A 23,369-nucleotide genomic window follows, 5' to 3' on the forward strand; every position below is an offset into this window, starting at 1 on the left:
CTTCCACATGGACCAGACCCGCGTGATGGAAGGCACCATGTGCCGCATCCTCGCCTGGTACGACAACGAATGGGGCTTCTCGAACCGCATGGCCGACACCGCCGTCGCCATGGGCAGATTGATCTGAGAGGAAACCGCCATGGCACTCATCACACTCCGCCAGTTGCTGGATCATGCCGCCGAACACGGCTACGGCGTGCCCGCCTTCAACATCAACAACATGGAACAGGGCCTGGCGATCATGGAGGCCGCGAAGGCCACCGATGCGCCGGTGATCATCCAGGCCAGCCGCGGCGCGCGCAGCTATGCCAATGACATCATGCTGGCCAAGATGATCGAGGCGCTGGCAGCGATCTATCCCGGTATCCCGCTCTGCATGCATCAGGACCACGGCAATGACGAGGCCACCTGCATGACCGCGATCCGCCACGGGTTCACATCCGTGATGATGGACGGCAGCCTGAAGGCCGATGCCAAGACCCCCGCCGATTACGACTATAACGTCGCCATCACCGAACGGGTCGCGCGCATGGCGCATTGGGTCGGCGCCTCGGTCGAGGGCGAACTGGGCGTTCTGGGCAGCCTTGAAACCGGCGAATCCGAGGCCGAGGACGGCCACGGCGCGGAAGGCAAGCTGGACCACTCCATGCTGCTGACCGATCCCGATCAGGCGGTGGATTTCGTCACCCGCACCGGTGTCGACGCGCTGGCCATCGCCTGCGGAACCTCGCACGGGGCCTACAAGTTCTCCCGCAGGCCCGACGGCGACATCCTGGCGATGAAGGTGATCGAGGAGATCCACCGCAAGCTGCCGAACACGCATCTGGTGATGCACGGTTCGTCCTCTGTGCCGCAGGAATTGCAGGACATCATCAACGCCCATGGCGGGGAGATGCCGCAAACCTTCGGCGTGCCGGTCGAGGAAATCGTGCGCGGCATCCGCCACGGCGTGCGCAAGGTGAACATCGACACCGACTGCCGGATGGCGATGACCGGGCAGTTCCGCAGGATCGCCGCGCAGAACCCGCGCGAGTTCGACCCGCGCAAGTTCCTGAAACCGGCGATGGACGCGATGCGCGACCTCTGCCGCGACCGGTTCGAGGCCTTCGGCACCGCAGGCCATGCCTCGAAGATCAAGGTCATCCCGATGGATGACATGGCGAAACGGTATGCGTCGGGCAAGCTCGACCCCGCCGTCAGCGCTGCACAAGCCGCGTGAATTGGAGGAGGAGAACACCATGGCCGACGGCAACAAGACGGAAATCAGGGGCAAGGACCGCTATCGGGCGGGCGTTCTGAAATATGCGCAGATGGGGTATTGGGATGGCGACTATGTCCCCAAGGACACCGACGTCCTGGCGCTGTTCCGGATCACCCCGCAGGACGGCGTGGACCCGATCGAGGCCGCCGCCGCCGTGGCGGGGGAAAGCTCCACCGCGACATGGACGGTGGTCTGGACCGACCGGCTGACCGCGGCCGACCAGTACCGCGCCAAGGCCTATCGGGTGGAGGAAGTGCCCAACACCCCCGGCCAGTACTTCTGCTATGTGGCCTATGACCTGATCCTGTTCGAGGAAGGTTCGATCGCGAACCTGACCGCCTCGATCATCGGCAACGTGTTCAGCTTCAAGCCGCTGAAGGCTGCGCGCCTTGAAGACATGCGTTTCCCCGTGGCCTATGTGAAGACCTTCAAGGGCCCGCCCACCGGGCTCGTGGTGGAACGCGAACGGCTGGACAAGTTCGGCAAGCCCCTGCTGGGCGCCACCACGAAGCCCAAGCTGGGCCTGTCGGGCAAGAACTATGGCCGCGTCGTCTATGAGGGGCTGAAGGGCGGGCTCGACTTCATGAAGGACGACGAGAACATCAACTCGCAGCCCTTCATGCATTGGCGCGACCGGTTCCTCTATTGCATGGAGGCCGTGAACAAGGCCACGGCGGAAACCGGCGAGGTGAAGGGGCATTACCTGAACATCACCGCCGGCACGATGGAAGAGATGTACGCCCGCGCCGAATTCGCGAAGCAGTTGGGCAGCGTCATCGTCATGGTCGACCTGATTGTCGGCTGGACGGCGATCCAGTCGATTTCCAACTGGTGCCGCGCGAATGACATGATCCTGCACATGCACCGCGCAGGCCACGGCACCTACACGCGGCAGAAGAACCACGGCATCAGCTTCCGCGTCATCGCGAAATGGCTGCGGCTGGCGGGGGTCGATCACCTGCATTGCGGCACCGCGGTGGGCAAGCTCGAAGGCGACCCGCTGACCGTGCAGGGCTATTACAACGTCTGCCGCGAGACGCGGAACGAGGTGGACCTGCCGCGCGGGATCTTCTTCGAACAGGACTGGGGCGACATCCGCAAGGTGATGCCCGTGGCCTCGGGCGGCATCCATGCGGGCCAGATGCACCAGCTGCTGACGCTGTTCGGCGATGACGTGGTGCTGCAGTTCGGCGGCGGCACGATCGGGCATCCGATGGGCATCCAGGCCGGGGCGACCGCCAACCGTGTGGCGCTTGAGGCGATGGTGCTGGCGCGCAACGAAGGCCGCGACATCGCCACCGAGGGCCCCGAGGTTCTGCGGGAGGCCGCCAAGTGGTGCAAGCCGCTGGAAGCCGCGCTGGAGACCTGGGGCAACATCACCTTCAACTACACCTCCACCGACACATCCGATTTCGTGCCGACCGCCTCGGTCGCCATGTAACGCCACACCCGGTGCCGCGCGGGCGAAATTCCTTCGTACGAAGGAATTTCCCCCCGGCGCCACAGCAGGAGACAAGAAGATGCGTATCACCCAAGGATGCTTTTCCTTCCTGCCGGATCTGTCGGACGCACAGATCTCGGCGCAGGTCGAATACATGCTGTCACGCAACTGGGCCGTCAGCATCGAACATACCGATGACCCGCACCCCCGGAACACCTACTGGGAGATGTGGGGCAACCCGATGTTCGACCTGAAGGACGCCAAGGGCGTGATGTTGGAACTGGACGACTGCCGCAAGGCACATGGCCAATCCTACATCCGCCTGCAGGGGTTCGACAGCACGCGGGGGTTTGAAACCGTGATGATGTCCTTCATCGTCAACCGCCCCACGGTGGAACCAAAGGTCCACATGCAGCGTACCGATGTGGATGGACGCAGCCAGCGCTATGCCTGGGACGTACGTCGCTGACAGCCCGCCCGCCGTGCGCCTTCAAAGGGCGCGCGGCCCCTTCCCCGCGAAAAGGAGCCGCCATGACCGATGCCACCGCCGTTGACGAGGCCCCAGCCCGCCCCGCGACCGTCGACCTTGCCCGGGAATACGAATCCTCGGGTGTGGCGCAGGTCCTGCGCGAACTGGACGCGGAACTGATCGGCCTTGCGCCCGTCAAGCAGCGCATCCGCGAAACCGCCGCGCTTCTGCTGGTCGACCGCGCGCGGCGCGACATGGGGCTGGCGCATGAGACGCCCACGCTGCACATGTCCTTTACCGGCAACCCGGGCACGGGGAAGACGACCGTGGCGCTCAAGATGGCGGGGCTGCTGCACCGGCTGGGCTATGTCCGCAAGGGCCACCTTGTCAGCGTTACGCGTGACGATCTGGTGGGCCAGTACATCGGCCACACCGCGCCCAAGACCAAGGAAGTGCTGAAAAAGGCCATGGGGGGCGTGCTGTTCATCGACGAGGCCTATTACCTCTACAAGCCCGACAATGAACGCGACTACGGGCAGGAGGCGATCGAGATCCTGTTGCAGGTGATGGAAAACAACCGCGACGATCTCGTGGTCATCATGGCCGGTTACGCCGACCGGATGGACAGGTTCTTTTCCGCCAATCCCGGCTTCCGGTCGCGCATCGCCCATCACATCGAGTTTCCGGACTATTCCGATGACGAGCTTTTGCGGATTGCCGAGACGATGCTGGCGAACCAGCATTACGCCCTTGACCCCGCCGGGCGGCAGGCGATGGCCGACTATATCGCGCAGCGCCGCACGCAGCCGCATTTCGCCAATGCGCGGTCGATCCGCAACGCGCTGGACCGGGCGCGGCTGAGGCAGGCGAACCGGCTCTTTGAAACCGCGACCGGCCCGCTGGATGCGGCGGCCCTGTCCACCATCACCGAACCCGACATCCGCGCCAGCCGCGTGTTCCGGGGCGGGTTGGATGTGGATCGCGCCGCGCAAGGCTGATAGGGATCGGCCAACCGCCCCTGACCCGAAAGGATGTGACCGATGACCTTCTCCCGCGCGATCAAGATCGCCCCGTCGATCCTCTCTGCCGATTTCGCCGACTTCGGGCGCGAGATCCAGGCGATCGAGGCCGAGGGCGCGGACTGGGTGCATGTCGATGTGATGGATGGCCATTTCGTGCCCAACATCACCTTCGGCCCGCCCGCCGTCGCGGCCTTCCGCAAGCATGTGAAGACGGTGATGGACGTGCACATCATGATCGCCCCGGTCGATCCCTATATCGACGCCTTCGCGAAGGCCGGCGCCGATTTCCTGACCGCCCATGTCGAGGCCGGGCCCCACACCCACCGGACGCTGCAGGCGATCCGCGGCGCGGGGATGAAGGCGGGCGTGGCGCTGAACCCCGGCACCCCGGCCGAAGCGGTGGAACATCTTCTCGACCTCGCCGATCTGGTCTGCGTGATGACGGTCAACCCCGGCTTCGGCGGACAGAAGTTCATCGACATGACCGCCAAGGTGCGGAAACTGCGCGCGATGATCGGCGACCGCCCCGTGCACATCGAAATCGACGGCGGGGTGGACCCGGTGACCGCGCCGCTGGTGGCCGCCGCCGGGGCCGATGTGCTGGTCGCCGGATCGGCGGTGTTCAAGGGCGGGTCGGTCGCGAACCCCTCGGCCTATGGCGCGAACATCCGCGCGATCCGCGCCGCCGCCGAAGGGGCGCTTTGATGGCCGTCTCGCCCCCCGTCTGCGATTTCGGCTGGAAGGCGCCCGGTTTCCGCCTGCCCGCCACCGATGGCCGCATCCTGTCGCTGGCCGATGTGGCCGGGCCGAAGGGCACGCTGGTCATGTTCATCTGCAACCACTGCCCCTATGTGCTGGCCGTGCTGGACCGGATCGAGCGCGACGCGACGGAGTTGCAGGCGATGGGGATCGGCGTGGCGGCGATCTGTTCGAACGATGCCACAACCCACCCCGACGACAGTTTCGAAAACATGGCCCGCATGGCACAAGAGCGGGGGTTCACCTTCCCTTACCTGCATGACGAGGATCAATCCGTCGCCCGTGCCTATGGCGCGGCCTGCACGCCGGATTTCTTCGGCTTCAACGCGGCGGTCGAGTTGCAGTATCGCGGGCGGCTGGACGCCTCGGGGCGCAACCCGGCCCCGCCCGACGCGCGGCGCGATCTTTACGAAGCGATGCGGCAAGTCGCTGAAACCGGCCACGGCCCGCGTGACCAGGTCCCCTCGATGGGCTGTTCGATCAAATGGAAGGCGGCATGATGCGCGGCACGATCGTCTTTGACCTTGACGGAACGCTGATCGACAGCGCGCCCGACATCCATGCGGCATCCAATGCGCTCCTGGTCGAGGATGGACTGCCGGAACTGACCTTCGAACAGGTGAAAAGCTTCATCGGCAAGGGCGTTCCGCATCTGGTGACTCGGGTGCTCGAGGCGTCAGGGCTGGACCCGGCAGGCCCGAAGCACGCGGAATTCGTCCACCGGTTCGAAGCGCGTTATGAAACCGCCGTCGGACTGACCGTGACCTATCCCGGCGTCGTTCCGGCGCTTGAGGCGCTGGCAGGGGCCGGCTTTGCGCTTGGCATCTGCACCAACAAGCCGGTCGGCCCGACGCGTGCGGTCCTGGATCACCTTGACCTGACGCGCTTTTTCGGGGCGATCCTTGGCGGTGACAGCCTGACCGTCCGCAAGCCGGACCCGGCACCGCTTCACGCCACCGTGGCGGCGCTTGGCGGATCGGCGGAGCGCACGCTTTACGTCGGCGACAGCGAGGTGGATGCAGAAACCGCCCGGCGTGCCGCGCTGCCGTTCCTGATCTACACCGAAGGCTACCGCAAGACCCCGGTCGCGGACCTGCCCCACACCGCCGCCTTCAGCGATTTCGCCGACCTGCCCGCGCTGGTCGCACACCACACCCCGCCCCGGCCCTGATGGCCCCCGGCGCGCTGATCTTCGACGTCGACGGCACGCTGGCCGAAACCGAGGACCTGCACCGCGCCGCCTTCAACCAAACCTTCGCAGCCGCCGGTTTGCCCTGGCACTGGTCGGTCGAGGAATATACCCGGCTTCTGCGCACCACCGGCGGGAAGGAACGGTTGCGGGCCTGGGCCGTCGAGATTGGCACCGAGGCCGGCGATGACCTGATCGCCCGGCTTCACGCCGAAAAGACACGCCGCTATGGCGACCTGCTGGCGGGCGGCGGGCTGAACCTGCGCCCCCATGTTGCGGGGCTGGTCGCATCGGCGCGGGCCGCCGGGCTGCGACTTGCCGTGGCCACCACCACGAACCGCTCGAACGTCGATGCGCTGACAGAGGCCGCATGGGGGATACCCGCCGACCAGGTCTTTGATGTGATCGCCGCCGGGGACGAGGTTTCCGCCAAGAAGCCCGCGCCGGATGTCTATCTGCTGGCCCTGTCCCGGCTGGGCCTGCCAGCCAGGGACGCACTCGCCTTCGAGGACAGTCGCAACGGCCTTCTGTCCGCACGCGCGGCGGGGCTCCGGGTGGTGGTCACGCCGTCGATCTTCACGAAGCACGAGGATTTCACCGGGGCTGAGGTGCTGGCGCCCGATCTTGCCCCGCAGAACCTGCCCCGCGACCTGCGGACCAGGCTTTCCGCACCACACGGGGCGTGACCGGGTCAGGCGTGGTCAGGCGCGGTCAGGCGCTGGCCTCGATCTCGGGCAAATGCCGGTCCAGCGTGGACAAAAGCGCATCGCGCTGCGGATCGCGCGCGCCCCGCAGCCAGGCCGCCGCCAGCACAAGCGTCGACCGCGCCCGCCCCGGCGGGATCGCGAGCGGCACGAAGCTGACCCCCGGCACCGCGATCCGCGCGGTCCAGCGCGGAACGATCGCCAGCCCGGTCCCCGTGGCGACAAGGTTGACGATCGTGTGTTTCTCCTCGGCCACCTGTGCAATCCGCGCGGTCAGGCCGGCATCGAGGAACAGCTTGATCGTCAGGTCATGCGAATGGGGGCGCGACCGGCGGTCCGGCACGATCAGGGGCGCCTCGGCCAGATCGGCGATCGCGATTTCGGACCGGCCGGACAGCGGGTGATCCGCGGGCAGCGCGACAACAGCCGTTTCCACGAAAAGCGTGCGGAACACGATCCTTGGATCGCGGTTTTCGGGCGGGCGGCAGAAGACGAGGTCGAGGCTGCCGCTCAGAAGACGCGGCAGCAGGTGGATCGACTTCTGTTCCACCAATCGGACATCCAGATCGGGCCGTTCGACCCGCAGCACCTGCAACAACTGCGGCATCAGACCGGCCGCCGCGCTGTCGATCGCGCCCACCTTCAGGACCGGCGCCTGAGCACGGCGCAGACCGCGCAGCCGGTCTTCAAGCCGGTCCGCCCGGGCAACCAGTGCCCGCGCCTCTTCCAGGATCGCCTCGCCCGCCGCTGTCAGCGAGACGCTGCGCGTCGTCCGCAGGAACAGCCGGGTTTCCAGCCGGTCTTCCAGCAGGCGGATCTGACGGCCAAGTGACGCGGGCAGCATGTCGAGCGACTGCGCCGCGCGGCCGAAATGCAGCCTGTCGGCCACGGCCAGAAAGCAGCGAAGCTGGGCGATGTCCATGTCACACCCCAAGGATATCATTATTGCATATGTTTATATAATCTATTGATCCTTGAACGGTCCAGCCCCGCGGCCCTACCGTCCGCGCATCCCCGCCCGCCACCCGCGCGGACAAGGTGGAACCACGTGGAAAGGACAGGAAACACCATGCGACAGTACAGGATCGCCGCCATTCCTGCCGATGGCATCGGCCCCGAGGTGATCGCCGCCGGCCTTCAGGCGCTTGAAGCGCTGGAGCGGCGCGACGGCAGCTTCCGGCTGGATGTCACGACCTTCGATTGGGGTTCGGATCGCTACCGCCGCACCGGCAGCATGATGCCCGAGGACGGGCCCGAACAGCTGCGCGCCTTCGATGCGATCTTCTTCGGGGCAGTGGGCGCGCCGGACGTGCCCGATCACATCACGCTTTGGGGGTTGCGCCTGCCGATCTGTCAGGGCTTCGACCAGTATGCCAATGTCCGCCCCACGCGCATCCTGCCCGGAATCCGCTCACCCCTGGCCGGTGTCGGCCCCGGCGATCTGGACTGGGTGATCGTGCGCGAGAATTCCGAGGGCGAATATTCCGGCCATGGCGGGCGCGCCCATCGTGGCATGCCCGAAGAGGTCGGGACCGAGGTGGCGATCTTCACCCGCACCGGGGTAACGCGGATCATGCGCTATGCCTTCCGCCTGGCCCAATCACGACCGCGCAAGCTGCTGACGGTGGTCACGAAATCCAACGCCCAACGGTTCGGCATGGTGATGTGGGACGAGATCGCCGCCGAGGTGGCCCGCGAATTCCCCGATGTGACCTGGGACAAGATGCTGGTCGATGCGATGACCGTGCGCATGGTGAAGAACCCGCAGAGCCTTGACACCATCGTGGCGACGAACCTTCAGGCCGACATCCTGTCCGACCTTGCGGGCGCACTGGCCGGAAGCCTCGGCGTCGCGCCGACCGCCAACATCGACCCCGAACGGCGCTATCCCTCGATGTTCGAACCGATCCACGGTTCCGCCTTCGACATCACCGGCAAGGGCATCGCCAATCCGGTCGCCACCTTCTGGACGGCGGCGCAGATGCTGGACCACCTGGGTGAGACCGCCGCCGCCGCACGGCTGATGCGCGCGGTCGAAAAGGTCTGCGCCGATGGTATCCTGACACCGGACGTCGGCGGCACCGCCACGACCCGCGACGTCACCGACGCCGTCTGCGAGGCGATCCGGATGGAAAACATCTGACGTCCCGGGGCAGCCTCCTCCAGCCCAGCCTCACCCGCACTTGGACTGCCCGCAGGAGGCGCAGGTCATGCAGCCTTCGATCATCCGCAGGTCGTAGCTGCCGCAGCTGTCGCAGGCCTTGCGGGGGCGTTCGCCCACGGCGATCACCTCGGCCTTGGGATCGGATTTCAGGCCCATGCCCTCGCCCGCGATGAAACCGATGCTGACAAGGTGACGCTCGATCACCCCGCCGATCGCGGCGAGGATCGAGGGGATGTACTTGCCTTCCATCCAGGCCCCGCCGCGCGGGTCGAACACCGCCTTCAGTTCCTCGACCACGAAGGACACGTCGCCGCCGCGCCGGAACACCGCCGAGATCATCCGCGTCAGCGCGACGGTCCAGGCGAAATGCTCCATGTTCTTTGAGTTGATGAACACCTCGAACGGCCGGCGGTGGCCGGCGATGATGATGTCGTTGATCGTGATGTAGAGCGCGTGTTCGCTGCCCGGCCACTTGATCTTGTAGGTGTTGCCCTCAAGCGCCGCCGGCCGGTCAAGCGGTTCCGAAAGATAGACGACCTCGCCGCCCTGCACCTGTGCGGGCGCCTCGGCGGGGGTCTGCTCGCTCTGCTCCGAAACCGTCAGGACTGACCCGGTCACATCGTTCGGCCGATAGGTCGTGCAGCCCTTGCAGCCCTGATCCCAGGCCGCCATGTAGACATCCTTGAAATCCTCGAAGCTGATGTCCTCGGGGCAGTTGATCGTCTTCGAGATCGACGAGTCGATCCATTTCTGCGCCGCCGCCTGCATCCGGACATGATCGAGCGGCGGCAGGGTCTGGGCGTTCACGAAGTGATCCGGCAGAGGTGTGTCGCCCTTTTTCTCGCGCCACAGGCGCACGGCGTGATCCACGACCTCTTCCTCGGTCCGGCTGCCATCCTTCTGCAAGACCTTGCGCGTATAGGCATAGGCGAAGACGGGTTCGATCCCCGAACTCACGTTGCCCGCATAAAGGCTGATCGTGCCGGTGGGCGCGATCGAGGTCAGCAGCGCATTGCGGATGCCATGCGCCCGGATCGCGGCGCGGACATCCTCGTCCATCGTGCGCATCGTGCCCGAGGCCAGGAATTTCCCGGCATCGAACAGCGGGAACGGCCCCTTTTCCTTGGCAAGATCGACCGAGGCCAGATAGGCCGCGCGCGCGATCGCCTTCATCCAGGTCTCGGTCTGCCGGGCGGCCTCGGCGCTGCCATAGCGCAGGCCGACCATCAGAAGCGCATCGGCAAGACCGGTGACGCCAAGGCCGATCCGGCGCTTGGCCTGCGCCTCGGCCGCCTGTTCGGGCAGGGGAAAGCGGCTTGCGTCCACGACATTGTCCATCATGCGCACGGCCACGCGCACCAGATCGTCCAGCGCGCCCGCGTCGATCCGCGCCGACGGCTCGAACGCGTCGCGCACCAGCGCGGCCAGGTTGATCGACCCCAGCAGGCAGGCGCCATAGGGCGGCAGGGGCTGCTCGCCGCAGGGGTTCGTGGCGGCGATCGTCTCGCAATAGGCAAGGTTGTTCATCGCGTTGATCCGGTCGATGAAGATCACACCGGGTTCCGCATAGTCATAAGTGGACCGCATGATCCGGTTCCACAGGTCGCGCGCCTCGACCGTGCGATAGACCTTGCCGCCGAAGGTCAGTTCCCACGGGCCATCCGCCTTGACCGCCGCCATGAAGGCATCGGTGACCAGGACTGACAGGTTGAACATCCGCAGCCGCGCCGGATCGCGCTTGGCCTCGATGAAGGCCTCGATATCGGGGTGATCACAGCGCATCGTGGCCATCATCGCGCCCCGGCGACTGCCCGCCGACATGATCGTGCGGCACATCGCATCCCAGACATCCATGAACGAGAGCGGCCCCGAGGCATCGGCGGCCACGCCCTTCACTTCGGCCCCGCGTGGGCGGATGGTGGAAAAGTCGTATCCGATCCCGCCGCCCTGCTGCATGGTCAGCGCGGCCTCCTTCAGCGCGTCGAAGATGCCGCCCATGTTGTCGGGGATCGTGCCCATGACGAAGCAGTTGAACAGCGTGACGGCCCGCCCGGTGCCGGCGCCCGCCGTGATGCGGCCCGCGGGAAGATACCTGAAGTCCTCGAGCGCGTGATAGAACCGGTCCTCCCACAGCGCCGGATCGGCCTCGACCCCGGCCAGCGCGCGGGCGATGCGGCGCCAGGTATCCTCGACCGTGCCGTCAAGCGGCGTGCCGTCCGCATCCTTCAGCCGGTACTTCATGTCCCAGATCTGTTCGGCGATCGGAGCGGCAAAACGCGACATCGGGCGAGGTCCTTCGGGCTTGGGGTTTTCGGGCCGGAAGGCACAAGATACGCCGCGCCCCAGCCCCGGTCAACGCTTGCCCTTGTGGCAGGCAGGCAGAAGGGGGGCTGTCTGCCCCCCTCTTGGCCTGCGGCCAATTCACCCCCCGAGGGTATTTGGACCAGGTTGAAGACGCATGCGGGCAGATCCGTAAGCCGCCCTTTCATTCTGGCGGAAATATCCCGGAGGTGAGCCGCAGCAGGCGGCAAGGGGGCCGCGCCCACTGCCCCCTTGCCGCATTTGCCCCGGCCGGCGGGGCGGGCTATCTTGCGGGGCCGGGGCAGAAGCGGCGGGGGAATCGTGGGCCACATCAACCTGATCAAGCTGTGCGTCGGGGCCGACAGCGTGGAGGACCTGGCCGACTGGCAGATCAGCCAGCGCGCGCGCTGGCCCGAGGGCCGGGCGATCCATACCACCCGGATGTGGCCCCGGCGGGAGGCAGAGATCCTGGCGGGCGGGTCGCTCTACTGGGTGATCAAGGGTGCGGTCCTGGCGCGCCAGCGTATCCTTGCGCTGGAACGCGTCATCGGCACTGATGGAATCGAACGCTGCGCGATCCATCTGGATGCCGAGATCCACCGCACCGAAGCCGCCCCCCGGCGCCCGTTCCAGGGCTGGCGCTACCTCAATCCAGACGAAAGCCCGCGCGACCTGCCGAAGGGCCGCGAAAGGGAAGAGGCGCTTCCCCCCGATCTGGCCCGCGCGCTGGCCGATATCGGTCTGCGCTGAGGTCTGCACTGATGTCTGCGCCGGGGCCCGCGCTGACGCGCCGCCCCTGGTGGCGGAAACGGATCACCCGCGACCGAGGATCCAGCCTTCGACCGGGTCCGTGGCACGTCCGGGCGGGGCTTCGGGCACGCGGCCCTCGACGACCTCGATCATGCCGAGAAGGCCCATCAGCGCGTCGAACGGGTCTTCGCCCTCTTCCGCCGGGCCGAAACCGTTCCCGAGCGCGGCCAGCGTCTCGGGGCTGAGGCTTGTGCCCCGCTTCGCCGCCCGGGCGACGAGGCCGGCCGTGGCGCGCGCCCGGTCGGCCTGGCGGCGCTTGCTGGCACCGGGGGGAAAGGGGGCGCCGATCTGGCCATAGGCTTCGGCAGGGTAGGTTTCACACAAGGTCAGGCCGCCGGTCGAGGCCAGGCGCCCCAGGGTTCCGTCGAACGGCCACAGGGACGCGCCGCGCGTCAGCGCAGGGATCACCACCTCGCGCCAGCCGGTGATCGCGGCCTTGCCCACCTGATTGGCCCCCAGCGTCCAGAACAGCGGGCAGGCCTGCCGTTTGCCGGGCTCGCCCCGGTCGCAGGCCCGCAGAAGGTCCGCCCGCCCGTCCAGACCCAACGCCTCGACAAGGTCCGCCACCCTCCGTCCGCCGGGCGCATGGGGGTAGAACGGTCGCTGCAACGAGACTTCACCCACCTCGCGACAGACGGTCAGCGCCTGCGCCCAATGCGGCGCATCGAGACCGGCAAGCCAGTCGGGAAAGCGCGCGATGCCCGCGCGCCGGGCATAGGCCGCAGGCAGGCCGATGGGAAAATCGAACCCCGCAAGGACAGGACCCGCGCCCCGTTCCAGGTCGGTCAGAAGGGCCGCGCTGTCGGGCACGGGGACGGGCGCCGACACATGCCAGCCCGCTGCGCCCCGCCGCGCCTCGGCGCGCCAGCGCTTGCGGGGATGGATGCTCCAGTCGGCATGGACGAGGCGGGCAAAGGTCATCGGCGTTCCAATCACCCGTCGGAGGGTGGCGCGCCGGACCGGGCCGTCAAGCCCCCTTTCCTTTCCCGACCCGCAGCGTCATGACTGGCGGCCATGACCGCATCACCCCGCCCGCTCTGGCTGATCCTTGCTCCGGCGATCTTCCTGATCCTGTGGTCGGCGGGCTTTGCCATCGCGAAGATCGGCGTGGAACATGCCCAGCCGATCACCCTGCTGGCCTGGCGCTATGGCCTGGTCGTGGCGCTTCTGGCCCCCGTCGCCCTGTTCGTCCGGCCAGCCTGGCCCGCCACGCCGCGCGCCTGGGTCGATATCGCCATCACCGGGTTCCTGATCCAGGTGGTGTATTTCGTGCTGTGCTACATCGCTTTCAAATCCGGCGTGAGTGCCGGGGGCGTGGCGATCATCGTCTGCCTGCAACCCATCCTCGTGGCCCTGATCGCCCCGCGATTCGTGGGCGAACGCGTATCGCTTGCCGGCTGGATCGGGCTTGGCCTTGGCTTGTCGGGGGCGGCGCTGACGATCTGGTCGCGTTCCGCCATCGCGGCGGAAAACGCCTTCGGGCTGGTGCTGGTCGTGGGCGCGCTGTTCGGGATCACGGCCGGCACGCTGTGGGAAAAGCGGTTCGGCATCCGCCAGCATCCGGTCGCGGTGAACATGATCCAGTATGGCGTGGGCGCCGCCGTGACGATCCCGCTGGCACTTCTGACCGAGGACACCACGGTTTCCTGGGATATGGAGCTGGTCGCCGTGCTGGCCTATCTGGTGATCGGGAACTCGCTGGTCGCCATCGGCCTTCTTCTGGCGATGATCCGGCACGGCGAGGTCAGCCGCGTATCGTCGCTGTTCTATCTGGTGCCGCCGCTGTCTGCGCTGTTCGCCTGGCCCCTGCTGGGCGAGGCGATGCCGCCCCTGGGCTGGGTCGGCATGGCGCTGGCGGCGGGGGGCGTGGCGCTGGTCAGCCGGCGGGCGAAACCCGCGCCCGTTCCAGCACGCCCGTAAGGCAGCCGATGGCGCCCGCCGCCTTCGACAGTTCCGAACAGTCGGTCTCGGCACAGGCGATCCCGAGGCTTTCGTAGAAGGCCCGCGTCACCGGACAGCCCCCCACCATCAGGATGCGGCGCGGGCCAAGGGTGACGAAGTTCATCCCGCGGTTCGCCTGCGCCTCGTCCTCGTCCGGCAGGAAGGCCACCTGATAGCCCCGTTCGCGCAGGGCGGTCACTGCGGCAAAGGGGGTGCGGCGCGGCCAGCAGATCGCCAGATCGGCGTCGGCGATGCGCAGCATCCCCATCAGGTGCATCGTGCCAAAGGGCATGTCGACCGGGATCACCTGCACGCCCATGCGTTCAAGAAGCGGCGTGATCTGCGCGATTGCCTCGGAATTCGTGCGCAGCCCCCGGCCGATGATCGCCGTCTTCGGATCGAGCCACATCAGATCGGCGCCCTCGAAGGTGGCGCGGCCGGTGAGCGTGGCAAGGATCGGCACGCCCAGATCCGCTAGCCGCCGGGCGACCCAGCGTTCCTCGCCCGCGCGGGCGACAGAGGCGGGACGCGCAAGGATCGCACCTTCGGGCGTGGCGACGAACAGATCGGCGCAGAACATCTGGTTGACGCTGGCCTGGCCCGGCGGATCGACGAGGCAGACATCGACCCCTTCGGCGCGATAGGCGGCGACAATGGCATCATGCTGGGCGGCGGCACGCTGCCAGTCGAGGGCCTCAAGCAGGTTCTGTTCGGTCGGATCGGCCTGCCCCAGTTCCGGACCGGGGCGGTGCATGATCACCCGGCGGAGCGGCGCGTATTCGCTGTCGATCCCGCAGGCGGCCCAGAGGGTGCCGATTTCCCGGCCATGCGTGTCGGGCCGGCCATGCCAGCCCGCGCCGCCATAGGCCGATGCGTTGAAGGTGCCGCTTTTCGCCATGCCTCTGCCTCCGGATGCTGCGCGGGCCATTGATCCGCGCGCCGGGCGGCTTGTCAATCGGCGGCCGGTCGCGTCGCGCATCAGGCGGCGGCGAGGCCCAGCCGGTCGCAGAGCCGTGCCAGCGTCACGGCCTCGGCCCCCGTCCAGTCGGCCGCAAGCGACCGGAACAGCACCGCCTGGCTTTGATGCACCAGACCATCCGACAGGATCTTCAGGTGGTTGGCGCGCAGCGTCTCGCCCGACGAGGTGATGTCGGCGATCGCCTCGGCGGTCAGGTTCTTGACCGTGCCCTCGGTCGCGCCCTGGCTGTCGACCAGTTGATAATCGGCCACGCCGTTCTCGGTCAGGAAATCGCGCACCAGCCGGTGATACTTGGTGGCGATGCGCAGGCGGTGGCCATGCGCACGGCGGAAAGCGGCGGCGGCGGCGTCCAGGTCGTCCAGCGTGTCCACGTCGATCCAGCAGGCCGGCACCGCGATCACCAGATCGGCATGGCCGAAACCAAGCTGCGCCAGTTCCGCGACCTGCCGCGGCCAGTCGGCCAGCTTGTCGCGAACAAGATCCGATCCTGTCACCCCCAGATGGATGCGCCCCGCCGCCAGTTCGCGCGGGATCTCTCCCGCCGACAACAGCACAAGCTCCACCCCCTCGATCCCGTCGACAGCGCCGGAATATTCCCGTTCGTTCCCGGTGCGCTGCATCGTGACGCCGCGCGCCCCGAACCAGTCGAAGGTCTTTTCCATCAGCCGCCCCTTGGACGGCACCCCGATCTTCAGCATCGCACCGGTCATCCGCGGCCCCCTTTCAGCCGGGCCACAAGCCCGGGGCGGATCACCCCGCCCACGGCCGGGATCGACCGGCCCTGCCCCAAGACGGCGGTCAGCGCGTCATAGCGCCCGCCGGCGGCCACCGGCGGCAGGTCGGGATCGGCGGCATGGAAGGAAAAGACGAAGCCGTCGTAATATTCCAGGCTCGTGCGCCCATGGCTGGCCTCGAAGGGCAGATGGGTGATGTCCACCCCCCGATAGGCCAGCGCCTGAAGCCGCGCCGCGAACCTGTCCACCGCAGGGGCGATGGCGGGCAACATCGGCGTGATCCCCCGCAGGTGGCTCAGCGCCGCCTCGGCGGGCGCCTGAAGCGACAGCAGGTCATAAAGCAGCGCGGCCTCCGGCGCGGCAATCGGCGGGGTCCGGGCATCCTCGATCAGCGATGCGGCGCGGGCGGCGATATCCCCTGCCGACCGCAGGCCGATCACCGGGCCCGCCGCCCGCATCAGCGCCTCGGCGCTGTCGGCGGCCAGCCGGTCCAGCAATGCCGCGCGCGCCGGCGGCATCGGCGCGCGCCCCGAGAAGCGGTCCAACAGGGCGCGGAACCGCCGCGGCCGCCAGATGTGCCGCAACAGCGCCGCCTTGCGCCGGTCGGTCGTCGAAAGCCCGCGCACGGCGGCCATCAGGATGCCGATATCCCCCGTCGCCGGACGCAGCCGCAGTGGGGCCAGCATCTGCTGGATCAGGGCAAAGACCTCGGCATCGGCCTTTTCGGGTGCCTCGCGGTCGAACAGTTCGAACCCAACCTGCATGTATTCGCTGGCCCGCGGCCCGGCATGTTCCTGCTTGCGGAAGACCTCGCCCATGTAGCAGTAGCGCGCGGGTTCCGCGCCATGCGCCATATGCGCCTGCACGACAGGCACGGTAAAATCCGGGCGCAGCATCATCTCGCCCCGCAGCGGGTCGGCGGTGACATAGGCACGCGCCCGGATGTCCTCGCCATACAGGTCCAGAAGCGTCTCGGCCGGTTGCAGGATGTCGGCCTCGACCGGCACGGCGCCGGTCGCGCGGAAGGCCGCGAACAGCGCCTCGGCCTCGGCCCGGATCGCGGCCTTGTCCGGTGTCGTCCCGAAGGTCGTCATTGCCCCAGCATCTTTCGCACTTCCGCCACCAGATCGGCACGCGGCACCTCGACCTGGGCGGGGCGGTCCTTCCATTCCTCCAGCGTGGCGTTCTCGGCGATCTTGGCACCAAGGACCAGATCCTTGAGGATCACCGTGCCCTTCGCCGCCTCGTCGCCCCCCTGGATAACCGCCACCGGGCTTGCGCGCTTGTCGGCGTATTTCAGCTGGTTGCCGAAATTCTTGGGATTGCCCAGATACATCTCGGCCCGGATGCCCGCCTGCCGCAACTCGCCCACCATCGCCATGTATTCGGCCATCCGGTCGCGATCCATCACCGTCACCACGACCGGCCCTTCGACCGCGCCGCCGATCCGCCCCTTGGCGCGCAGCGCGGCCAGCAGGCGATCGACGCCGATGGAAACCCCGGTGGCCGGCACCGCCTGCCCGGTGAAGCGCTTGACCAGATCGTCATAGCGCCCGCCACCTGCGACCGAGCCGAACCGCCGCGGACGGCCCTTTTCGTCGAGGATCTCGAACGTCAGTTCCGCCTCGAACACGGGGCCGGTGTAATAGCCAAGCCCGCGCACGACCGAAGGGTCGATCTCGATACGGTCCGGGCCATAGCCCTGCGCGTCCAGCAACGCCGCGATGGTTTCAAGTTCGGCCACGCCTTCCTGGCCGATGGCGGAGCCGCCGACCAGTTCGCGCAAACGCGCCACCGTCTCGGCCCCGGTCGCGCGTTTGGCAGCCATGAAACTCATCACCACCTCGGCCTGCGCGTCCGACAGCCCCGCGCCCTTGGTGAAATCGCCCGACTCGTCCTTGCGACCCGCGCCCAGAAGCGCGCGCACGCCGTCCTCGCCCAGCCGGTCGATCTTGTCGATGGCGCGCAGGACGATCCCGCGTTCCTCGTGGAACCGATCGGGGTCAGCCGGGTCCAGCACGCCCGCCACCTCCATCACCCCGTTCAGGACCTTGCGGTTGTTCACCCGCACCACATAGTCGCCGCGCGGGATGCCCACGACCTCAAGCGCATCGGCCAGCATGGCGCAAATCTCGGCATCCGCCGCGACCGAAGGCGCCCCCACCGTATCTGCATCGCATTGATAGAACTGCCGGAACCGCCCCGGCCCCGGCTTTTCGTTGCGCCAGACCGGCCCCATCGCATAGCGCCGGTAGGGCGACGGCAGGTCGTTGCGATACTGCGCCGCCACCCGCGCCAGGGGCGCGGTCAGGTCATAGCGCAGCGCCAGCCAGTCCTGATCCTCTTCCTGCCAGGCAAAGACGCCCTCGTTCGGGCGGTCCACGTCGGGCAGGAACTTGCCCAGGGCCTCGACCGTCTCGACCGCGCTGGTTTCCAGTGGGTCAAAGCCATAGGCGTGATAGACCCCGGCGATCCTGTCCAGCATCGCCTTGCGCTCGGTCACTTCCGCGCCGAAATAGTCGCGAAAGCCCTTCGGCGTCTCGGCCCGCGGACGGCGGGCGGGTTTGTCCTTTGCCATGGCGGCCCCCTTCGGGCAAAAAGGTGCGTGAACTCGGGGCCTGCCTTAGCGGATGGGCGGCAGACGGGCAAGGATGGAAGGGCAGATGATGACCAACAGTCAGACCGGCGACGCAATGCAACGGGCCGAGGAACAGATCGCCCACCTGACCCGCACGGTGGAGGACCTGTCCGAGGTCGTGGCCCGGCAGGGCCGCGAGATCGAGGTGCTGACGCGGCGCGTCGCGATGCTTCTGGAACGCGAGGCCGAACGCGAGGTGATGGGCGGCGGCACGATCCCGCTGGCCGACCAGAAGCCGCCGCACTGGTAGGCAAGGCCCCTTCATTCTGGCCCAAATATCCTCCGGGGGTCCGGGGGTGGAAAACCCCCGGCGATAACCACCGGCGCCCCCGCCCGGGCCGCCCCTTGCATCGGCGGCGGGCTTGGGCGACAGATCGGGCCATGTTGCGCCGCCTGCCCTTCGATCCCGTCGCCATCGGCCTGACCCTTGCGCTTGGCGCCGCGGGCGGGGCCGTGGCACATGCGGCAGGGCTTCCGCTGGCCTACCTCTTGGGGTCCCTTCTTGTGGTGGGGATCGCTGCAGCGACGGGCCGGACACTGGCGGGGCGGCCCGTCACCCTGCCGCAGAAGTTCCGCCTGTCCTTCGTCCCGGTGATTGGCGTCGCCATCGGCGGCGCCTTCACGCCCGAGGTGCTGGCCACCGCGCCGGGCTGGTGGCAGAGCCTCTGCGCGCTGGCCGTCTTCCTGCCGCTCAGCCATGCGATCGGCTATGCCGTCTGCCGCTGGAACGGGATCGGCCGGGCCGAGGCCTTTTTCGGCGCGGTCCCCGGCGGCCTGCTGGAATCGGTGCAACTGGGCGAGGAAGCGGGCGCCGACGTGCGCACGATGACGCTTCTGCATTTCCTGCGGCTGATCCTGACGATCATCGCCGTGCCGGTGATCTTCCTGATGCTGACCGGCCATGCCGTCGGCTCTGCCTCGGGGGTGGAGATGACGGGCGCGGATGCGCCGCTCACGCTGCCTGCGATCCTGATTCTGGTCGTCTGCGGCGCGGCGGGGGCGGCGCTGGCGCGCGCCCTGCGCTTTCCCGGCTGGATCATCACCGGGCCAACGCTGCTTTCGGCGCTGGCGCACGGGTTCGGGCTTGTCGAGGGCGTGCCGCCCGGCTGGCTGATCGCGGGGACGCAGATCGTGCTGGGCACCGGCCTTGGCGCACGCTTTGCCGGGCTTGACCGGCGCACCCTGCCCCGGATCGCGCGGGCGGCGATCCTGAACACAGCGCTATCGCTTCTCCTGGCCTTCGGGTTCGCGCTGGTCCTGTCGCGCTGGCTGACCGAACCGGCGGCGGCGGTGTTTCTGGCCTTCGCCCCGGGCGGCCTTGCGGAAATGAGCCTGATCGCGCTCAGCCTGAACATGAGCGTGGCCTATGTCACGACGCATCACGTGGTGCGCATCGCGCTTTCGGTCATCCAGGCCCGCGTCGGCAAGTCGTTCCTGCGCTGACCGCCGCCGCCCGCGCGCCGTCTCAGACCTCTTCCACCATCACGACGCCCTGCGTCGCCTTGATCGCCCCCTTGATCTGGGGCGTCACCGGATAGGGGCGCGGCAGGGCAAGGTCGATCTCGCGGCCTTCGGGGTCGGCCACGCAGATCGTGATCTGCCCCTTCGCGCGCCCCTCCACCCGTTCCAGAAGCGCCGCGACCGAAGCCGCCGCCTCGGCCCGGTCCAGATGGATGCGCAGGTTCGCGCCCCCCGCCTCGGCGGCGACGCTATCGATGGGCTGTGCGGCGCGCGCCAGAAGTTTCAGCGTCTCGCCCTCGAGGTTCGCCTCGACCGTCAGCACGACATTGCGCCCCGGCTCCAGATGATCGCGCGCCGCCTCCAGCGTATCGGAAAACACCGTCACCTCGTAAAGCCCGGTCGGGTCCGAAAGCTGCACAAAGGCAAAGCGGTTGCCCTTGGCGCTTTTGCGTTCCTGCCGCGACGAGACGGACCCGGCGATCTTGGCCACCAATGGCCCGCCCTCGGCCGCGGCCGTCACTTCGGCCAGCGTCTTCACGTCGCGCCGTTTCAGCGCGCTCATGTAATCGTCCAGCGGATGGCCCGATAGGTAGAATCCGATCGCCTGATGTTCCTGCGCCAGCCGTTCGACCGGAAGCCAGTCGTCCCGGCCCGGCAGGCGGGGTTCCGGAATGTCCGACCCGGCCTCGCCGAACAGCGACACCTGGTTCGAGGATGCCGCCTCGTGGACCGCCGCCGAATAGGCGACCAGAGGGTCAAGCGCATCGAAGACCCTTGCGCGGTTGGGGTCCAGCACGTCGAAGGCGCCGGCGCGGGCCAGCATTTCCAGCGGCCGCTTGCCCACCCGCTTCAGGTCGACCCGCCGCGCCAGATCGAAAAGCGTGGCAAAGGGCCGGTCGCCCCGCGCCTCGACGATCATGCGCATCGCGTCCACGCCCACGTTCTTCAGCGCGCCAAGCGCATAGACAACCGCGCCATCCTTCACGCTGAACGTCGCCAGCGAACGGTTGACGCAGGGCGGCACGGTGCGGATGCCCAGCTTGTCGATCTCGCGCTTGTAGACGGCCAGCTTGTCGGTCAGGTGGATGTCGCAGTTCATCACCGCGGCCATGAATTCCACCGGATGGTTGGCCTTCAGCCAGCCGGTCTGATAGCTGACCACCGCATAGGCCGCGGCGTGCGATTTGTTGAAGCCGTAGTTGGCGAATTTCTCCAGCAGGTCAAAGACCTCGCCCGCCTTGCCAGTGTCGATCCCGTGGGTGGCCTTGGCGCCCTCGATGAACTTCGGGCGTTCCTTGGCCATCTCCTCGGCGATCTTCTTGCCCATGGCGCGGCGCAGCAGGTCGGCGCCGCCCAGGCTGTAGCCGGCCATGACCTGCGCGATCTGCATCACCTGTTCCTGATAGACGATGATGCCCTGGGTTTCCTTCAGGATCGGGTCGATCGTCGGGTGCAGGCTTTCCAGCGGGCGCAGACCGTGCTTGACCTCGCAATAGACGGGGATGTTTTCCATCGGGCCGGGACGATAAAGCGCCACAAGTGCCACGATATCCTCGATGCAGGTCGGCTTCATCCGGCGCAGCGCATCCATCATGCCCGAGCTTTCCACCTGGAACACCGCCACCGTGCGCGCGCTGGCATAAAGCTCGTAGGTCGCCGGATCGTCCAGCGGGATGTGCCCGATGTCGTTCTCGGCCCCCGGCGGCGGGTCGTAAAGCCGCCGGCCGTCGGCGGCGATGTGCAGGTCGCGGCCGCCGCCCCGGATCAGGTCGATCGCGTTGCGGATCACCGTCAGCGTCTTCAGGCCCAGGAAGTCGAACTTCACAAGCCCGGCCTGTTCCACCCATTTCATGTTGAACTGCGTGGCCGGCATGTCGGACCGCGGATCCTGGTACAGCGGCACCAGCTCGTCCAGCGGGCGGTCGCCGATCACCACCCCCGCCGCATGGGTCGAGGCGTTGCGCAACAGCCCCTCGATCTGCTGGCCGTAGTCCAGAAGCCGCCTGACCACCTCTTCCTTGGCCGCCTCGCGCAGGCGCGGCTCGTCGGCGATTGCCTTGGTGATCGACACCGGCTTCACACCCTCGACCGGGATCATCTTCGACAACCGGTCGACCTGGCCATAGGGCATCTGCAACACGCGGCCCACGTCGCGCACCGCGGCCTTCGACAGAAGCGCGCCGAAGGTGATGATCTGCCCCACCTTGTCGCGGCCATAGCGTTCCTGCACATAGCGGATCACCTCTTCGCGGCGGTCCATGCAGAAGTCGATGTCGAAGTCGGGCATGCTGACCCGTTCAGGGTTCAGGAAGCGTTCGAACAGAAGCTGATAGCGCAGCGGATCAAGGTCGGTGATCGTCAGCGCATAGGCCACCAGGCTGCCCGCGCCCGACCCCCGCCCCGGCCCCACCGGAATGCCGTTATCCTTGGCCCATTTGATGAAATCGGCCACGATCAGGAAGTAGCCGGGAAATCCCATCTTCTCGATGATGCCAAGCTCGAACCGCAGGCGCTCCTCGTATTCCTCGACCGGGGCCGCATGCGGGATCACTGCCAGCCGCGCACGCAGCCCCTCCCAGGACTGGCGCCGCAGTTCCTCGACCTCGTCATCGGCGAAACGCGGCAGGATCGGCTTTCGCTTGTGCGCGGCAAAGGCGCAGCGGCGCGCGATTTCCACCGTGTTCGCCAGCGCCTCCGGCAGGTCGGCAAACAGCGCGCACATCTCGGCTTCGGACTTGAAGTAATGCTGCGGCGTCAGCCGGCGGCGGGGCGCCTGCTGATCGACGTAGGCGCCTTCCGCGATGCAGATCAGCGCGTCATGCGCCTCAAACATCTCGGCCTTGGGGAAATGCACATCGTTGGTCGCCACCAGCGGCAGGTCCATCGCATAGGCCATCTCGACGAAGCCGCGTTCGGTCGCCTGTTCGGCCTCGGTCAGCCGGCCGCCCTCGCCCGGATGGCGCTGCAGTTCCACATAGAGCCGCCCGGGAAAGGCCGCCGCAAGCCTGCGCATCAGCGCCTCGGCCTTCGCCGCCTGCCCGGCCTGAAGGAAGCGCCCCACCGGCCCCTCGGCCCCGCCCGTCAGACAGATCAGCCCGCCCGCGTGGCGCTCCAGCTCCTCGACCGTGACCTGCGGAAGCTGCCCGCCCTTGTCGAGGTACAGGCAGGAATTCAGCTTCATCAGGTTCATGTAGCCGGCTTCGGACTGCGCCAGCAGGACGACCGCCGCGGGTGGCCGCGGCCGTTCGCCCGGCGCCGCCGGATCATGCGCCAGCGCCACCTGGCAACCCACGATCGGCTGCACCCCCGCACCCTGCGCCAGCACGGAAAATTCCAGCGCGCAGAACATGTTGTTGGTATCGGTCACGGCCACCGCAGGCATCGACTGCGCCGCGCAAAGCCCGACCAGCTTCTTGACCGGCACCGCCCCTTCCAGAAGCGAATGTTCGGTGTGAACCCTCAGGTGGATGAATCGCGGTTGATCGGTCATGCCGCA

The 23,369-nt window shown here is 67.6% G+C and carries 21 protein-coding genes and 1 pseudogene; 14 read left to right on the top strand and 8 right to left on the bottom strand.

Annotation, left to right across the window (positions count from 1 at the left end; genetic code table 11):
- From E7811_RS08875 to E7811_RS08915, 9 genes and pseudogenes are all read left to right on the top strand, one after another.
- Positions 1-127 (top strand): annotated as a pseudogene (locus E7811_RS08875) (erythrose-4-phosphate dehydrogenase); the annotation flags it as partial.
- Between the two features lie 12 nt (positions 128-139).
- Positions 140-1,219 (top strand): class II fructose-bisphosphate aldolase, encoded by a 1,080-nt coding sequence (gene fba, locus E7811_RS08880; protein ID WP_136394296.1) that lies wholly within the window; start codon positions 140-142, stop codon positions 1,217-1,219.
- A gap of 19 nt (positions 1,220-1,238) precedes the next feature.
- Entirely contained in the window at positions 1,239-2,702 is a 1,464-nt protein-coding gene (locus tag E7811_RS08885) for a form I ribulose bisphosphate carboxylase large subunit (RefSeq protein WP_136394297.1), read from the top strand.
- Positions 2,703-2,781: 79 nt separating this feature from the next.
- A complete protein-coding gene (locus tag E7811_RS08890) occupies positions 2,782-3,171 on the top strand; it encodes a ribulose bisphosphate carboxylase small subunit (protein WP_136394298.1) in 390 nt (129 codons plus the stop codon).
- A 62-nt stretch (positions 3,172-3,233) separates the two neighbouring features.
- Positions 3,234-4,169, top strand: a complete 936-nt coding sequence (cbbX, locus tag E7811_RS08895; protein ID WP_136394299.1) for a CbbX protein — start codon at positions 3,234-3,236, stop codon at positions 4,167-4,169.
- A gap of 42 nt (positions 4,170-4,211) precedes the next feature.
- The gene (gene rpe / locus E7811_RS08900; protein ID WP_136394300.1) at positions 4,212-4,898 is read left to right on the top strand and encodes a ribulose-phosphate 3-epimerase; all 687 of its coding nucleotides are present in this window, start codon (positions 4,212-4,214) and stop codon (positions 4,896-4,898) included.
- The gene (locus tag E7811_RS08905) at positions 4,898-5,452 is read left to right on the top strand and encodes a thioredoxin family protein (RefSeq protein WP_136394301.1); all 555 of its coding nucleotides are present in this window, start codon (positions 4,898-4,900) and stop codon (positions 5,450-5,452) included. The genes rpe and E7811_RS08905 overlap by 1 nt, the downstream gene beginning before the upstream one ends.
- A complete protein-coding gene (gph, locus tag E7811_RS08910; RefSeq protein ID WP_136394710.1) occupies positions 5,452-6,123 on the top strand; it encodes a phosphoglycolate phosphatase in 672 nt (223 codons plus the stop codon). The genes E7811_RS08905 and gph overlap by 1 nt, the downstream gene beginning before the upstream one ends.
- Positions 6,123-6,827, top strand: a complete 705-nt coding sequence (locus E7811_RS08915) for an HAD-IA family hydrolase (RefSeq protein ID WP_136394302.1) — start codon at positions 6,123-6,125, stop codon at positions 6,825-6,827. Before gph ends, E7811_RS08915 begins: the two co-directional genes overlap by 1 nt.
- Positions 6,828-6,852: 25 nt before the next feature.
- Here E7811_RS08915 and E7811_RS08920 read toward each other — a convergent pair whose 3' ends face one another.
- Positions 6,853-7,767 carry a LysR substrate-binding domain-containing protein gene (locus E7811_RS08920; protein ID WP_136394303.1) on the bottom strand — a complete coding sequence of 305 codons (915 nt, stop codon included), beginning with the start codon at positions 7,765-7,767 and terminating at the stop codon, positions 6,853-6,855.
- Between the two features lie 147 nt (positions 7,768-7,914).
- On the opposite strand from E7811_RS08920, the gene E7811_RS08925 reads away from it, so the two are divergent.
- Complete coding sequence (locus E7811_RS08925) at positions 7,915-8,988, top strand: tartrate dehydrogenase (RefSeq protein WP_136394304.1); 1,074 nt, start codon at positions 7,915-7,917, stop codon at positions 8,986-8,988.
- Positions 8,989-9,018: 30 nt separating this feature from the next.
- On the opposite strand, the gene E7811_RS08930 is transcribed toward E7811_RS08925, so the two are convergent.
- Positions 9,019-11,292 carry an adenosylcobalamin-dependent ribonucleoside-diphosphate reductase gene (locus E7811_RS08930; protein WP_136394305.1) on the bottom strand — a complete coding sequence of 758 codons (2,274 nt, stop codon included), beginning with the start codon at positions 11,290-11,292 and terminating at the stop codon, positions 9,019-9,021.
- A 336-nt stretch (positions 11,293-11,628) separates the two neighbouring features.
- On the opposite strand from E7811_RS08930, the gene E7811_RS08935 reads away from it, so the two are divergent.
- On the top strand, positions 11,629-12,060 hold the full coding sequence (locus E7811_RS08935; RefSeq protein WP_136394711.1) for a DUF1489 family protein: 432 nt from the start codon (positions 11,629-11,631) through the stop codon (positions 12,058-12,060).
- Between the two features lie 63 nt (positions 12,061-12,123).
- Here the strand turns inward: E7811_RS08935 and E7811_RS08940 are convergent, their stop codons facing one another.
- Positions 12,124-13,056, bottom strand: a complete 933-nt coding sequence (locus E7811_RS08940) for a DUF429 domain-containing protein (RefSeq protein ID WP_136394306.1) — start codon at positions 13,054-13,056, stop codon at positions 12,124-12,126.
- A 78-nt stretch (positions 13,057-13,134) separates the two neighbouring features.
- Between E7811_RS08940 and E7811_RS08945 the strand changes: the two genes are divergently transcribed.
- Entirely contained in the window at positions 13,135-14,040 is a 906-nt protein-coding gene (locus tag E7811_RS08945) for a DMT family transporter (protein ID WP_136394307.1), read from the top strand.
- Here E7811_RS08945 and E7811_RS08950 read toward each other — a convergent pair.
- The 4 genes from E7811_RS08950 to hisS form a co-directional block, all read right to left on the bottom strand.
- The gene (locus E7811_RS08950) at positions 13,997-14,959 is read right to left on the bottom strand and encodes a dimethylarginine dimethylaminohydrolase family protein (RefSeq protein WP_136394308.1); all 963 of its coding nucleotides are present in this window, start codon (positions 14,957-14,959) and stop codon (positions 13,997-13,999) included. The two genes, E7811_RS08945 and E7811_RS08950, sit on opposite strands and share 44 nt — an antisense overlap.
- An 80-nt stretch (positions 14,960-15,039) precedes the next feature.
- On the bottom strand, positions 15,040-15,738 hold the full coding sequence (gene hisG / locus E7811_RS08955; protein WP_136394712.1) for an ATP phosphoribosyltransferase: 699 nt from the start codon (positions 15,736-15,738) through the stop codon (positions 15,040-15,042).
- Positions 15,739-15,746: 8 nt separating this feature from the next.
- Entirely contained in the window at positions 15,747-16,868 is a 1,122-nt protein-coding gene (locus tag E7811_RS08960; protein ID WP_136394309.1) for an ATP phosphoribosyltransferase regulatory subunit, read from the bottom strand.
- Positions 16,865-18,352 carry a histidine--tRNA ligase gene (gene hisS / locus E7811_RS08965; protein WP_136394310.1) on the bottom strand — a complete coding sequence of 496 codons (1,488 nt, stop codon included), beginning with the start codon at positions 18,350-18,352 and terminating at the stop codon, positions 16,865-16,867. Before hisS ends, E7811_RS08960 begins: the two co-directional genes overlap by 4 nt.
- 85 nt (positions 18,353-18,437) lie before the next feature.
- Here hisS and E7811_RS08970 point away from each other — a divergent pair, with 85 nt between their 5' ends.
- Positions 18,438-18,662 (top strand): SlyX family protein, encoded by a 225-nt coding sequence (locus tag E7811_RS08970; RefSeq protein ID WP_246020337.1) that lies wholly within the window; start codon positions 18,438-18,440, stop codon positions 18,660-18,662.
- A gap of 131 nt (positions 18,663-18,793) precedes the next feature.
- Positions 18,794-19,855, top strand: a complete 1,062-nt coding sequence (locus E7811_RS08975; RefSeq protein ID WP_136394311.1) for an AbrB family transcriptional regulator — start codon at positions 18,794-18,796, stop codon at positions 19,853-19,855.
- Between the two features lie 22 nt (positions 19,856-19,877).
- On the opposite strand, the gene dnaE is transcribed toward E7811_RS08975, so the two are convergent.
- Positions 19,878-23,363, bottom strand: a complete 3,486-nt coding sequence (gene dnaE / locus E7811_RS08980; protein ID WP_136394312.1) for a DNA polymerase III subunit alpha — start codon at positions 23,361-23,363, stop codon at positions 19,878-19,880.
- Positions 23,364-23,369: the final 6 nt, after the last annotated feature.

Source organism: Aliigemmobacter aestuarii (assembly GCF_004799285.1).
Taxonomy (GTDB): Bacteria; Pseudomonadota; Alphaproteobacteria; order Rhodobacterales; family Rhodobacteraceae; genus Aliigemmobacter; species Aliigemmobacter aestuarii.